Origin of the sequence: Collinsella sp. LCP19S3_D5, assembly GCF_052121415.1 — a bacterium.
Classification (GTDB): Bacteria; Actinomycetota; Coriobacteriia; order Coriobacteriales; family Coriobacteriaceae; genus Collinsella.
Genome location: NZ_JBQKEH010000006.1, coordinates 91,435 through 104,825, shown reverse-complemented (window position 1 = coordinate 104,825; position 13,391 = coordinate 91,435). Strand labels below are relative to the sequence as shown.

Genomic DNA, 13,391 nt, shown 5'->3' with positions numbered 1-13,391 from the left:
GCGAGGAAGGCGAGCAGCCGCTGCTTGGCGGTCGCCAGGCGCGCGGTCGCCCCGTCGTAGGCGCCGGCGAGGTCCCTGATGCCTTCGACCTCGGGGGAGGGGGCCCATACGTGTTTTTCACAACAACTAAATTTAGGATTTCACGACTAATTTCTTTCGGGTTTCACCGTTTTGCAAAGGTGCCGCACCCTTTCTTCGCTAACTGTCCGATCTTCCCATCATCAAGGCTTCCTCGAACCTTCTGCTCTGCCCGCCGAACTCAACCAGCCGACCATGATGCATGATCCTGTCAATCGTCGCCGTGGCCAGGTGCGCGTCTCCCAGCACAGTGCCCCATTTGCCGAACTCTATGTTGGTTGTGACGATCATGCTCCTCGTCTCGTACGTTGCCGACATCACCTGGTAGAGCAGCCGAGCGCCCTCGATGTCTATCGGGATGTAGCCGTACTCGTCGATTATCAGCAGGTCCGCCTTGGCTATGTCGCGAAGCACCTGCTCGAGCCTGTTGTCGGCGACGGCCGCCTTCAGCATCAGCACCAGCGACGCGGTCTCGAAGTACCTGACCTTGTAGCCCCGCTCGGCCGCCAGCACGCCCAGTGCGATCGACAGGTGGGTCTTTCCGCGTCCGCATCCTCCGTAGAACACGAAGTCCTGGGCCTGCCGGACAAACTCCAATGACACCAGGTCATCGACGGTGTAGCCGTCTGGGAAGGACACCTCGCCGAAGTCGAAGTCCGCGACCGACTTCACGGCCGGGAATTTGGCCTGCTTCATGAGCCTTGCCTTCCTGTTCTCCTCCCTGGTGGCGTTCTCGCTCCTGATCAGCTCGCATGCAGCCACCAGCTGGCCTCGCGTGGCATCCTTGGAAAACGCCGCGATCGTCGACTTGGTGAAGTACATGGTCCTGGCCAGCGCGGCGAACTCCGCCTCGATCTGGCCCCTCGTCATCTGCTCGATGTCCATGGCTAGGCCTCCTTTGCGAAGACGGCGTCGTACATCCCGAGGTCGGGGCTGTCGTCGTATGCGATGGACCCTTGGCCGTTCGCCGTGCATGCGGCAGCCAATGCGACGTCAGCGCGGCTGGGGACGCCGCCGTCGGCGCCGAGCGCGGCCATCGCCGCTACCGCGGCCTCGTAGCCCGCATCCGCGCTGACGTCGCGAAGCATCCTGAGCATCGTGCCCCTGTCGGCCCTGCCCATGGAATCCATCGACCTGGCCAGCGATTTCGGCAAGGTCGCCCTGACGGCGCTGTTCTGCCATCCGCCCGGCTTCCTGCAAAGGAGCGCCAGCTGCGACATGGGGTCGCTGGCCTTGGTGGGCGCATCCCCGTATGCTCGGTCGAAGGCGGCGATCTGCGTGCCCTCGCCGTCGTAGAAGGCTACCCGGAATGCGCCCAGCTCGACGATCACCCTCTCCTCGCCGTGGTCCGGCCCGAGCGGGTAGCGGTGTCTGCCGTCGAGGCACGCGTCGCCGTACTTGTCGGTCTTGGCCGTGACTATCTTCGCGACGCGGAAGGGCTTCGCCGGCAGGTCGGCCATGGCCACGCAGTCCTCCATGAACAGCTGGCGCTCGGGCTCCCCTTTGAGGTAATGGTCCTTGCCGGCGCGATCCAGGCACCTGCCGAGGATCCGCTTGTTGTAGGCGGGCAGGCTGTCGATGCGGGGAACGGGGACGAACAGGTTGCGCCGGATGGCCCCGACGGCATTCTCCACGGAGCCCTTCTCGTGGCCGGAGTTGGGGTTGCAGAAGGAGAAGTCGAACCCGTAGTGGGCGGCGAAGCGCGTGAACGTGTCGGCGGTGCTGACAACCTGGCCGACCCTTCTGCCGACGCCCGTGGCGTTGTCAAACACCAACCGGGTGGGCACGCCCCCGCAGAACTCGAACACGGCCTTCAGGCCCTCGCAGACGCATTCCGACGTCTCGCCCCAGAAGCATTGCGCCAGCGACACGTTGGAGAACGGGAAGGTGACCACCAGGTAGTGCACCTCGCGCATGACGCCCAGCACCCTGAAGTCGCACACGCCGAAGTCGACCTGCCCCTCGCCGGGCGCCCATTCGAGGTTGAGGAACTCGTCTTTGGCGCCTTTGAGCTCGGCTTTGCGCTTCTTGACGTAGGCCTGGACGATTGTGTAGCTGCCGTCGTAGCCGCATTCCGCGACGAGCCGGTCGAATACCCGCTGGGCCGTGTGTCGCTGCTTGGGGCGCCGCTTCCTGTCCTCCGCAAGCCAACGATCTATCGTCGCCTTGAACGGGTCAAGCTTCGAACCGCGCCTCTTCCTGGGCTTGACCTGAGGGGAGAAGTCGTCCATGTCGCGGTATTTGCGCACCGTGGGCTCGGAGATTCCCTCCTCCCTGGCTATCTGGGAGACGCTGTCGCCACGGGCAGCGCGCTGCTTGATTGCTAGAATAGTTGACATGCCGATCATTTCCTTTCCGGCCTCCTTGAGTCGATTACCGAAGCAATGACTAAGTTAGGCCATCCGTTGGAGGTGGTCGGCGCCTTTGCTTATGAGGCGAAACAATCGTCGTGAAACCCGAAACTTTTATCTCGTGATTTCCTAAAAATAAAAGCTATCAAAAACACCCATACGGGGGAGATGTCGTGGGCGAGTATCGCCTTGGCCATCCTGGCGGCGTCGTTCCTGTCGTTCTTGGAGGCCGAGTCGGCGGCCGACCTGGGGATCTTCGAGACCGCGGCGACGACGCACTCGACGCCGAGCCCGGCGAGCTCCCTTTGCGGGGCGAAGCCGAGGTAGCCGCTCTCGTAGGCCGCGAGCGACGGCCCGGGGAACCCATCCATCCACCCGGCGATCTCGCCCCAGGGGTTGCCGGGGAACCTCCTCGTCACGGCCTCGCCGGTGTCCGCGTCGAGGGCGCAGACGGTGGTCGACCTCAGGTGGACGTCCATCCCGAACGCGGTAGAATACTTTGGCATGGGAGCCTCCCAACCTCGTTGCGGCGCGGCTGCGCCTATGGCACTTCAACATCATTGTCGCAGCCCCGACCCGCGGTCACGAGCGGGGGCTCCTATCTTTTTAGTGCCCTCGGATTGGGTCATAGTGTCTGTCGTTGCCAAAACATCGGCGTTGCCGGAGTAGTCGTTGGGGACGTTCTTAAACGACTACCCAACGGCTATTGTGCACATGTCTCGCATGACAGTTGTCTCTTTTATGTTTCCTTTAGCTGTCGCTGTCTAGGATGGGGGTTAGTCGGCAGGAAGGGAGCGCCTATATGGACGATGCGAGCGAGCGCGCAATCGAAGAGGACATGCTCGATCAGTTCAATTACTTTGATGATGAGGACGAGGAGCTGATCGACCGTCGCGAGCCAGCGCCACTTGATTCCTTTGATCTGGTCGATGAAGAGACTGATGAGGTTGAGGACGAATCAACGGAGCCCCCACAGTCTTCGCGCCTTAACTCGCTGCTTTCGAGAGCCCCCATGCACCACGGCGTTCGTGCCGGCGCGCTCCATATGAAAACTGACTGGCACCAGATCGTGACGGCAGGCGATGAACTTGCCGTCGATGCGCCGCTCACCGATAAATCATCCATCGTCTGCCGCACCGGTATGCTTATGCTCGCGAGTGGAACGGGTGCCTGGCGCGTACGCGATACCATGAATCGCGTCGCCGCCGTGCTCGGTGTCACCATCCATGTTGACTTAAGTCTCCTGTCGTTTGAGTGTACTTGCATCGAAGATGGCCACTGCTTTAACGAGGTCGTCAGTCTGCCGACAACCGGCGTCAACACCCATCGCATTTGGATGATGGAGAGTTTCCTCAAGGAAATCGAGACCTATGGTCGTCGCTTCACGGTGCACGAGTATCACGAGATGCTCAAGACCGTTGAGAGTTCAAAACCTGATTACGCGCCTTGGCAACAGGGCCTTGCGGCAGCCTGCGCCTGTGGCGCCTTTGTCTTTTTACTTGGTGGCGGTCCCATTGAGATGGCATGCGCGTTCGTGGGCGCGGGTGTCGGCAACTTTGCCCGCTCCCATATTCTCAAGCAAGGCCTTGGTCAGTTCAGCGCTTTGACGCTCGGTGTCGCACTGGCCTGTATCTCATATTTGCTGGCATTGCTCGGCCTCGCCCAGGTTGTTCCGGGTGCAATGTCGCACCAAGAAGGCTACATCGGCGCCATGCTCTTTGTGATTCCCGGCTTTCCCCTCATTACGGCAGGCCTCGACATCGCAAAGCTCGATATGCGAAGCGGCATCGAGCGTCTTTCGTATGCTGTGTCAATTATTGTGATGGCGACCCTCGTAGGCTGGATGGTTGCCGAATGCGTGGGGCTGGCGCCGGATGACTTCGCCCCGCTCGGCCTCTCACCGTTGGCTCTTACGCTCTTGCGCATACTGATGAGCTTTATCGGTGTATTTGGCTTCTCGGTTATGTTTAACAGCCCGGTAAAGATGGCCGCGGCGGCCGGGCTCATCGGCGCCGTGTCCAATACCTTGCGCCTTACGCTCGTCGATGCGCCGACGATGCTTCCCTTCCTGGGCTTGAGCGTAGGCATGCCTCCCGAGGCGGCTGCATTTATCGGGGCGCTCGTATCGGGCCTGCTGGCAAGCCTGGCCGAAATCAAGCTCACCTATCCACGCATCGCCCTCACGGTGCCATCGATTGTCATCATGGTGCCGGGGCTGTATCTGTATCGCTCGATGTACTACATGTGCACGTTTGACACGGTTAATATGCTTGGCTGGTTTGTGCGTGCGGTGCTCATCGTGGCGTTCCTGCCCGTTGGCTTGGGCGTAGCGAGAACTCTCACCGATCCCCGCTGGCGCCACACTAGCTAATTGGTGCAAGGGTGACAGGTTACTTTGCACCAATACGCCGAGCATCTTCATAAACTCAACGCTTACGAAGCGCGCGCCGTTCGTGTTAGGGTAGTTCCACCACATAAGTAGTCGCAGACGCACGTACCACGGGCGGGCGAGATGAAGTCCCAGTAGCTCCATCTCGCCCGCCCGTTTTTGTTGTGCACCGCGGCGTAACACAGAAAGGATTTTGCCCTTTATGCCTATCAATAAACGAGAGAGCCTGCTGTTTACCTTTATCATGTGCTTTTGCATGGTGCTCTGGATGAGCATCTACAACGTTGCCCTGCAGCATGGGGCCATCAACGGCGAGGTCATTGCCGCCGCGTGGCTCGGCTTCCCCGTTGCCTATGTCTTTGCCATGTGCTGCGACTGGTTTGTTGCCAGCCCCCTTGCCAAGGGTTTCGCTTTTAAATTCCTGGTCACGCCGGGTAAGAGCTCACCGCTTGCCATGACACTCGCCGTCAGCTCCTGCATGGTCCTTCCCATGGTCATCATCATGTCGTTCTACGGTGCGTGCGAGGGCTTGTTCCACATGCCCGGTGGCCCGCTCGCAAACCTGCAGATGCTGCCGATGATGTGGCTCATCAACATTCCGCGCAACTTTATCATGGCCCTGCCCTGGAACCTGCTGGTGGCTGGTCCGGTTGCTCGCTTTATCTTCCGCCATGCCTTCCCCATGGGAACCGTCTTTGAAGAGCAGCATATGGAGCTCGTACGTATGCCGGGCGCTCCCGTTGCCGATGTCGTCGATGACGTTGCCGAGAGTATGGACGCCGAGCTCGTCTGCTAGGCAAGAGCCACTAACCTAGAGCGCCCGCCACACCCGGCGATTCCTTTTTTGTAGACGTTGTCGTATGGCTGCACGCGGAAAAGGCCACAGCGGTTAACATATACTCCATATGGGTAAAGAGACCAAAGCGCCGCCACGAGTGGCGCTTTGCGTTTGAAAAACTAGCTCGTCTAAGAGGAACTAGCATGTTGGACCGTTTTACCGATCGCGCGCGCAAGGTCATGTCCATGGCCAAGCAGGAGGCGCTCGATCTTCACTCAAATAAGGTGGGTACCGAGCATCTGCTGCTCGCGCTCGCCAGGGAGGACGAGGGCATTGCCGCCGAGGCACTGCGCTCACTCGATATCTCCTACGATGACATCATGGACACGCTCAAGGAGGTCCAGACCACCGTTCCCGAGCCCAGCGAGGAAACCGAGGCCGCCAAGCTCGCCTTTACGCCGCTCGTCATCAGCGTGATGGAGCGTTCCTTCCGCGTGGCGCGCGAGAACAACCAGACCTATGTGTCGACCGAGCACCTGCTCATCGGTATCGTCGAAGAGGGCAACGGCATGGCCATGGACATTCTCATGCGCCTGGGTGTTTCGTCCGCTTCCATTAAAAAAGCCATCGAGAAGCTTACCGCCAAGGATCAAGACAAGAAGCGCCCGCTCGCCGGTGCCGGTGCCGGGCGTCCCGGTACAGGCCTGCCGTTCTTTAGCGGCTCGGACGCCTCACAGCAAAAGGGGAGCGGCACCGACACGCTCAAGCAGTTCGCCACCAACCTTACGCAGAAGGCGCGCGACGGCGAGCTCGACCCGGTGATCGGTCGCGAAAAGGAAGTCCAGCGCATGATGGAGATCCTTTCGCGCCGCACCAAGAACAACCCGCTTATCTTGGGTGACCCCGGCGTGGGCAAGACGGCCATCGTCGAGGGCCTGGCGCAGCAGATCGCTGCCGGCAACGTGCCCGAGAACCTTATGAACCAGAACATCTGGACGCTCGACTTGCCGGGTCTTGTCGCGGGCGCCAAGTATCGCGGTGAGTTTGAGGAGCGCCTCAAGAACGTGATCCAGGAGGCAACCGAAGCCGACGACGTCATCCTGTTTATCGACGAGATGCACACCATCATCGGTGCCGGTTCTGCCGAGGGATCCATCGATGCAAGCTCCATGCTCAAGCCCGTGCTCGCGCGCGGCGCTTTCCAGATCATCGGTGCCACCACGGCCGAGGAGTTCCGCAAGTACCTCACCAAGGACCCGGCCTTCGAGCGCCGCTTCCAGACCATCGATGTTGAGGAGCCAAGCGTCGAGGACACGGTCAAGATCCTGACCGCGCTCAAGCCACGCTACGAGGAGCACCACCACGTGCGCTATACGCAGGGTGCCATCGAGGCCGCCGCGAACCTCTCCAACCGCTACATCCAGGATCGCTTCCTGCCCGATAAGGCCATCGACCTCATCGACGAGGCCGGCGCCCGCGCCCGCATTGCCGCCAACCGTGCGCCTGAGCCGGTGCGCGAGGCCGAGCATCGCGTGGAGGAGCTCAAGGCTGCCGCGCAGGAGGCCACCGAGGGCGACGACATGAACAAGGCCGCCGAGATTACCGAGCAGCAGAAGGCTGCCGAGATTGAGCTCGCCGAGGCCAAGGCAGCTTGGACGGCCGAGCTCGACGCCAGCCCGCTCACCATCGATGTCGCCCAGGTTGCCGACATCGTGTCCGTGACCTCGGGCGTGCCGGTGTCTTCGCTCACCGAGAGCGAAAGCCGTCGTCTGTTGCAGACTGAAAGCGTGCTCAAGACCCGCATTATCGGCCAGGATGAAGCTGTCGAGGCCGTGGCCAAGGCAGTGCGCCGCAGCCGCTCGCCGCTCAAGGACCCGCGTCGTCCCGGCGGCAGCTTTATCTTCTTGGGTCCTACCGGCACAGGCAAGACCGAGCTCGCCAAGACGCTCGCCGAGTACCTCTTTGGCAGCAAGGACGCGCTCATCAGCTTCGACATGTCGGAGTTTGGCAGCGAGTTCGAGGTCTCCAAGCTTATCGGTAGCCCCCCGGGCTACGTGGGCCACGACGAGGGCGGTCAGCTCACCAAGGCCGTTCGCCGTCACCCGTACTCGGTCGTGCTGTTCGACGAGATCGAGAAGGCGCACCCCGATATCTTCAACATCTTGCTGCAGGTGCTTGAGGAGGGTCGCCTGACCGATAGCCAGGGCAAGACGGTCGATTTCCGCAACACCGTGATCATCATGACGTCCAACGTGGGCGCCCGCGAGATTGCGCAGGATGCGAGCGTTGGCTTTGGCACCACCGGTGAGCAGGGTCTTACCTCGAGCGAGATTAAGGGCCGTGCGATGGGCGAACTCAAGCGCCTGTTCCGCCCCGAGCTGCTCAACCGTATCGATGACATCGTGGTGTTTCAGAAGCTTTCGGGCGAGAACCTGACCAAGATCGCTCACCTGCTGGTGGACGACCTGCGCCAGCGCCTGATTGCCAACGGCATGAACATCAAACTCACCGATGCGGCCTACGACAAGATCGTAGCCGAGGGTACCGACCTCACCAACGGTGCACGTCCGCTGCGCCGCGCCATCCAAAAGCTCATCGAGGATCCTCTGTCCGAGGAGCTGCTGGCCGGTGAGTGGGGCAGCGGCGATACCGTCCTGTGCGACGTGGCCGACGGCAAGTTCGTCTTTAGCCACGGTACGGGCGAGATCCCGGCGCCGCGTCCGGCAGGTGCGCTTGGGGGCGATACCGCTCCGGCAGCGCCGCACACCGGAAACGCCGCGCCTGTGAGCAGTGGCGTAAGCTCGGGCCCCGGCGGCATGATGCAAGCCGGTTCCGGCGCGCTGTAGGGCGTAACAAAACCTTGTGTCCACGAGGGCGTTCCAAAGGAGCGCCCTTTTTTCTGTTGGAAAGGCCCCTCGTTCAAAGTAAATCTCATTAAACATACCAACGGCGTATGCATAAGCGTTGGTCAAGCGTGGAGGTTGGTTGAAGGGTCCAACGTCCCTTCGGCGCGGTCCGTCTACCTGCTTTATCTTAATAAAGTGGCGTTTCTCCGCCGTTAGCCGATGATGCGAGAGCGCTCGGCGTTTTCGACTGGTTTATGCAAACGAAGTCTGGGAATATACAAGGCGCATGTCTTATTGTCTAACCAGTTGCGCCAAGGAGGCACCATGGACTACAAGATCACCGGCTATGAGCCCGCCCAGCTGTTCCATTTCTTTGAGGAGGTCAGCGCGATCCCCCGTGGGTCTGGCAACGAGAAGGGCATCAGCGATTTCCTGGTTGCGTTTGCCAAGGAGCGCGGCCTCGATGTGTATCAGGACGAGGTCTACAACGTCATTATTCGCAAGCCCGCATCTGCCGGTGCCGAGAATGCCCCGACCGTGATGCTGCAGGGCCACATCGATATGGTGTGCGACAAGTTGGGCTCCGTTGAGCACGACTTTACGACCGATGGTATCGACCTGCTCGTCAAGGACGGCGTTCTCACCGCTAACGGCACCACGCTGGGCGCCGACAACGGTATCGCCGTCGCTCTGATGCTCACTGTTCTCGATGACGATTCGATCGTTCACCCCGCCCTCGAGTGCGTATTCACCACCGACGAGGAGACTGGCCTGGTCGGCGCCGAGACGCTCGATAAGTCTCAGATTAGCGCCCGCACCATGATCAACCTTGACTCCGAGGAAGAGGGCGTTGCCACCGTCAGCTGCGCCGGCGGCGTCGTCGTTACCTACACCTGCCCGATCGCGCGCGAGCACAAGACCGGTAGCACCCTCACGTTCGACATCTCCGGTCTGCTGGGCGGTCACTCCGGCAGCGATATCCACCTGGAGCGCGGCAACGGCAACCTCATCATGGCCCGCATCATCGACCGCCTGATGGTTGCCGGCGAGCCCGCCATCGTTAGCTTTAACGGCGGCACCAAGGACAACGCCATCAACCGTGAGTGCAAGGCTGTTCTGGTCTACGCCGACCACGCTGCCGCCGAGGCCGCGGCCCAGATCGCAAAGGGCATTATCGCCGACGTCACTGCCGAGCTCGAGGTCTTCGACCCCGGCTTTACCTGCACTGTCGAGATTGCCGACGACGCCGAGGTCGAGGCCATGGACGAGAAGTCCGCGCTTGCCCTCATCCGCGCCCTGCGTCTTGCCCCCAACGGCGTGATCCGCCGCAACGTCGCTACCGACGGCTCCGTCGAGGTTTCCTCCAACATCGGTGTGGTTGCCACTTCTGACGACGAGGTCAAGATCATGCTGTCCCCGCGCTCCTCGATCACCTCGCTGCAGAACGAGTTCAAGGACCGCCTGCAGACGCTGGCCGATGTCCTGGGCTTCGACGCCAAGTTTGAGTTCGAGTATCCCGGCTGGAGCTATGCCGAGCATTCGCCGGTCCGCGACGTCTTTGTCGAGAGCTATCGCGAGCTCTTTGGCTCCGAGCTGCGCATCGAGTCCATTCACGCCGGCCTTGAGTGCGGCCTGTTTGCCGAGGCCCTGCACGGCCTGGACGCCATCGCCGTGGGCCCGACGCTCTCCGATGTCCACACCCCGGACGAGAGCATGGAGCTCGCTTCTGCCGAGCGCTTCTACGAGCTGCTCATCGACGTCCTCAAGCGCCTTGCCGCGTAAAGGTCGCCTTGGTTAAGCCGCTCTAAAACGGCTGGCTATGAAAACGGCCGCCTGGCGTAATGCCGGGCGGCCGTTATTCGTCACAGTGCGAGGATCCCAAGGTGCTCAAGCAGGATCTTAAGCCCGATGAGGACGAGTACGACGCCACCCACGATGGTGGCGGGTTTTTCGTAGCGCGCGCCAAAGGTGTGGCCGATCGCTACGCCGGCGACGGAGAAGATAAACGTTGTGACGCCGATAAGTGATACAGAGGGCACGATATCGACCGAGAGCGCGGCAAACGAGATGCCCACGGCGAGCGCGTCAATCGAGGTGGCGATGGCAAGGATTAGGTACTCGCCCAGGTCGATCTTTTCGGCATCCTTGCCGTCGCCTTCGTCCTCATCCTCGTCTTCGGTAAAGGCTTCCCACAGCATCTTGCCGCCGATAAAGGCCAAAAGGATAAAGGCGATCCAATGGTCTATGGGACCGATGATGCCCATGAACTGGCTGCCGAGTGCCCAACCGATTACGGGCATGCCGGCCTGAAAGCCGCCAAAGAACAGGCCGAGCACAACGGCGACTTTAAGGTTGATCTTTTTCATGCCGAGACCCTTGCAGATGGAAACGGCAAAGGCGTCCATCGAAAGGCCAACGGCGAGCAACACGAGCTCTGCGAGTCCCATAGTCTGGCTCCCTCTCTCCGGACGAACCCGATTACACGACCACTCCCTCATTTATATGAGACCCGATGCTACCACATGAGCAGCCAAAAGAGCCCCGTCCCAAATGAGCTACCTAAGCGGTGTTCGCTCATTCTGTAAGCATCGGAATTTGCGGGCGTCACAGGGGCAAACCGTGAGAAACTTATTGACGTTTATGGAGCGTATACGATGGGAGCGATGCCTTGGATAAGAACGAGCTGCAAAAGCGTATGGAACAGGCCATCCGCCTGACGGCACCTGGTCAGCCGATCCGCACCGCCCTTGACATGATCATCGCCGGTCACCTGGGCGCCCTTATCTGCGTCGGCGACACCGAAAACGTGCTCGCTGCCGGTAACGACGGCTTCCCGCTCAACATTTCGTTTACCTCGAACCGTCTGTTCGAGCTTTCCAAGATGGACGGCGCCATCGTCATCGACGGCGACCTTACCCAGATCCTGCGCGCCAATTTCCACCTCAATCCCGACCCCTCGCTCGCCACGAGCGAGACGGGCATGCGTCACCGTACTGCCGCTCGCATGTCGGTGCTCACCGACGCCATCGTGATCTCGGTCTCGGCCCGTCGTGCCGTCGTCAACGTGTATGTGCACGGCAAGAGCTATGAGATTCAGCCCGTCACCACCATCATGAGCTCGGTCAACCAGCTCGTCGCTACGCTTCAGACCACCCGTCAGTCGCTCGACCGCTCCCTGCTGCGTCTGACGGCCCTCGAGCTGGACGACTACGTCACGCTCGCCGACATCACCGGCATTTTCTCGAGTTTCGAGATTATGCAGCAGGCAAAGACCGAGCTTAAGGATTGCATTGTCAAGCTGGGCAACCAGGGCAAGCTCGTGCAGATGCAGCTCGAGCAGCTCGCCGGCTCCAGCATGGATACCGAGTACGACTTGATGATTCGCGACTACGCAAGCGATTCCTCCGAGGCAAACGCCGAGAAGATCCGTGCCGAGCTTAGCCGCATGACGCCCAAGGACTTGTCCGACCCGCAGCATGTGGCGGCGGTTCTGGGCTACGACGACTTGGACGAGGACTCCGTCATGACGCCGCTGGGCCTGCGCACGCTTTCGCGCGTGTCCGTCGTGCGCGACGGCGTGGCCGAGAAGATCGTCGACGAGTATGGCTCGCTGCAGGAGCTCATGGACGACATCAGCAAGGATCCGGAGCGCCTGGGCGACTTTGGCGTTAACAACCCTGCCATTCTTGCGGACTCCCTGTACCGCATGAAGGGCACCAAACAGGGGAACGCATAATGGCGCCCGTATGTGCCGTGGTCGTTGCCGGTGGCAGCGGCCAGCGCTTTGGTAATCCCGGTGGCAAGCAGCTCGTCAATGTAGCGGGCCGTCCGCTTATGAGCTGGTCCATCCGCGCGTTTGACCGTAGCGATAAGGTCGGCCACATCGTCGTGGTTTGCCCTGCCGAGCGTCGTGCCGAGATGCGCCGCCTGGCCATCAGCCCGTATTCGTATAACACGCCCATCAGCTTCGCCGATGCCGGCGATACTCGCCAGGACTCCACTCGTGCCGGCGTGCATGCGGTGCCGGCAGGCTTTGAATACGTCGCCATTCACGACGGCGCTCGTCCGCTCATTACTACCGAGGCCATCGATCACGCTATCGACGTGCTCGTGAGTGACCGCTCGCTCGACGGTGTCGTGTGTGGCCAGCCTGCGATCGACACGCTCAAGATCGTCGATGGGGACAACATCGTCGAGACGCCGCCACGCGAACTCTATTGGGCCGCGCAGACGCCGCAGATCTTTAGTGTCGACGCCATGAAACGCGCCCATGCCGCGGCGATTGCCGAGGGCTTTATCGGTACGGACGATTCGTCACTGGTCGAGCGCATGGGTGGGCGCGTCCGCTGCGTCCAGAGCCCGCGCGACAACCTTAAGGTGACGGTGCCCGAGGACTTGCGTCCCGTAACCGCGATTTTGCTCGGGCGGATGGCCGAGAGAGAGGACCTTCCCCATGTTCAGTAACCTGCGCATTGGCCACGGCTACGACGTCCACCGTTTGGTGGAGGGGCGTCGATGTATCATCGGCGGGGTCGACATTCCCTACGAGCGCGGCCTGCTGGGCCACTCGGATGCCGATGTGCTCGCGCACGCGCTGGCCGACGCTATTCTGGGCGCCTGCCGCGGGGGAGACATTGGCAAGCTGTTCCCCGACACCGACCCCGCCTACGAGGGTGCCGACTCGATGGTGTTGCTTGCCCGCGTAATGGACTATGCGCGCGAGCTGGGCTTTGAGTTTGTCGATGCCGACTGCACCATTGCCTGCCAGCAGCCTAAGATCACCCCGCACCGCGATGCCATGCGTGCCAACTTGGCCCATGCCCTGGGCGTTGACGTCGAAAACGTGGGCGTCGCCGCCACCACGACCGAAAAGCTCGGTTGGGAAGGTCAAGGCGAGGGAATTGGCGCCTGGGCCGTCTGCCTGCTACAGAAAACCGTTAAGGAGTAAC

The 13,391-nt window shown here is 61.1% G+C and carries 11 protein-coding genes; 7 read left to right on the top strand and 4 right to left on the bottom strand.

Annotated elements, in window-relative coordinates; all coding sequences use genetic code 11:
- Window positions 1-198: 198 nt before the first annotated feature.
- The 3 genes from istB to ACTQXO_RS04140 form a co-directional block, all read right to left on the bottom strand.
- A complete protein-coding gene (gene istB, locus ACTQXO_RS04150) occupies window positions 199-963 on the bottom strand; it encodes an IS21-like element helper ATPase IstB (RefSeq protein ID WP_230205501.1) in 765 nt (254 codons plus the stop codon).
- A gap of 2 nt (window positions 964-965) precedes the next feature.
- A complete protein-coding gene (gene istA / locus ACTQXO_RS04145) occupies window positions 966-2,417 on the bottom strand; it encodes an IS21 family transposase (RefSeq protein ID WP_441032099.1) in 1,452 nt (483 codons plus the stop codon).
- Window positions 2,418-2,506: 89 nt separating this feature from the next.
- Entirely contained in the window at window positions 2,507-2,935 is a 429-nt protein-coding gene (locus ACTQXO_RS04140; protein ID WP_441032101.1) for a hypothetical protein, read from the bottom strand.
- Window positions 2,936-3,231: 296 nt separating this feature from the next.
- Here ACTQXO_RS04140 and ACTQXO_RS04135 point away from each other — a divergent pair, with 296 nt between their 5' ends.
- The 4 genes from ACTQXO_RS04135 (at window position 3,232) to ACTQXO_RS04120 (ending at window position 10,224) form a co-directional block, all read left to right on the top strand.
- Window positions 3,232-4,800 (top strand): threonine/serine ThrE exporter family protein, encoded by a 1,569-nt coding sequence (locus tag ACTQXO_RS04135; protein WP_441038946.1) that lies wholly within the window; start codon window positions 3,232-3,234, stop codon window positions 4,798-4,800.
- Between the two features lie 220 nt (window positions 4,801-5,020).
- Complete coding sequence (locus tag ACTQXO_RS04130; RefSeq protein WP_441545467.1) at window positions 5,021-5,614, top strand: DUF2798 domain-containing protein; 594 nt, start codon at window positions 5,021-5,023, stop codon at window positions 5,612-5,614.
- 185 nt (window positions 5,615-5,799) lie between these two features.
- Entirely contained in the window at window positions 5,800-8,442 is a 2,643-nt protein-coding gene (locus ACTQXO_RS04125) for an ATP-dependent Clp protease ATP-binding subunit (RefSeq protein WP_441545466.1), read from the top strand.
- A 324-nt stretch (window positions 8,443-8,766) separates the two neighbouring features.
- The gene (locus ACTQXO_RS04120; protein ID WP_154514776.1) at window positions 8,767-10,224 is read left to right on the top strand and encodes an aminoacyl-histidine dipeptidase; all 1,458 of its coding nucleotides are present in this window, start codon (window positions 8,767-8,769) and stop codon (window positions 10,222-10,224) included.
- Between the two features lie 80 nt (window positions 10,225-10,304).
- On the opposite strand, the gene ACTQXO_RS04115 is transcribed toward ACTQXO_RS04120, so the two are convergent.
- Window positions 10,305-10,889: a manganese efflux pump MntP gene (locus ACTQXO_RS04115; protein ID WP_154514774.1), complete on the bottom strand. Its 585-nt coding sequence runs from the start codon at window positions 10,887-10,889 to the stop codon at window positions 10,305-10,307.
- A gap of 248 nt (window positions 10,890-11,137) precedes the next feature.
- On the opposite strand from ACTQXO_RS04115, the gene disA reads away from it, so the two are divergent.
- Genes disA through ispF form a run of 3 tightly spaced genes read left to right on the top strand, consistent with a single transcriptional unit; the run spans window position 11,138 to window position 13,390 of the window.
- Window positions 11,138-12,178 carry a DNA integrity scanning diadenylate cyclase DisA gene (gene disA, locus ACTQXO_RS04110; protein ID WP_370450554.1) on the top strand — a complete coding sequence of 347 codons (1,041 nt, stop codon included), beginning with the start codon at window positions 11,138-11,140 and terminating at the stop codon, window positions 12,176-12,178.
- Window positions 12,178-12,906: a 2-C-methyl-D-erythritol 4-phosphate cytidylyltransferase gene (gene ispD, locus ACTQXO_RS04105; RefSeq protein WP_154514770.1), complete on the top strand. Its 729-nt coding sequence runs from the start codon at window positions 12,178-12,180 to the stop codon at window positions 12,904-12,906. The genes disA and ispD overlap by 1 nt, the downstream gene beginning before the upstream one ends.
- The gene (gene ispF, locus ACTQXO_RS04100; protein WP_006234975.1) at window positions 12,896-13,390 is read left to right on the top strand and encodes a 2-C-methyl-D-erythritol 2,4-cyclodiphosphate synthase; all 495 of its coding nucleotides are present in this window, start codon (window positions 12,896-12,898) and stop codon (window positions 13,388-13,390) included. Before ispD ends, ispF begins: the two co-directional genes overlap by 11 nt.
- The last annotated feature ends 1 nt before the right edge of the window (window position 13,391 follow it).

Coding starts and splice junctions, on each gene's coding strand:
- ACTQXO_RS04130 (WP_441545467.1), top strand. CDS start 5,021: ATGCCTATCAATAAACGAGAGAGCCTGCTGTTTACCTTTATCATGTGC.
- ispF (WP_006234975.1), top strand. CDS start 12,896: ATGTTCAGTAACCTGCGCATTGGCCACGGCTACGACGTCCACCGTTTG.
- ACTQXO_RS04140 (WP_441032101.1), bottom strand. CDS start 2,935: ATGCCAAAGTATTCTACCGCGTTCGGGATGGACGTCCACCTGAGGTCG.
- ACTQXO_RS04120 (WP_154514776.1), top strand. CDS start 8,767: ATGGACTACAAGATCACCGGCTATGAGCCCGCCCAGCTGTTCCATTTC.
- ACTQXO_RS04115 (WP_154514774.1), bottom strand. CDS start 10,889: ATGGGACTCGCAGAGCTCGTGTTGCTCGCCGTTGGCCTTTCGATGGAC.
- istB (WP_230205501.1), bottom strand. CDS start 963: ATGGACATCGAGCAGATGACGAGGGGCCAGATCGAGGCGGAGTTCGCC.
- ACTQXO_RS04135 (WP_441038946.1), top strand. CDS start 3,232: ATGGACGATGCGAGCGAGCGCGCAATCGAAGAGGACATGCTCGATCAG.
- istA (WP_441032099.1), bottom strand. CDS start 2,417: ATGTCAACTATTCTAGCAATCAAGCAGCGCGCTGCCCGTGGCGACAGC.
- ispD (WP_154514770.1), top strand. CDS start 12,178: ATGGCGCCCGTATGTGCCGTGGTCGTTGCCGGTGGCAGCGGCCAGCGC.
- ACTQXO_RS04125 (WP_441545466.1), top strand. CDS start 5,800: ATGTTGGACCGTTTTACCGATCGCGCGCGCAAGGTCATGTCCATGGCC.
- disA (WP_370450554.1), top strand. CDS start 11,138: ATGGAACAGGCCATCCGCCTGACGGCACCTGGTCAGCCGATCCGCACC.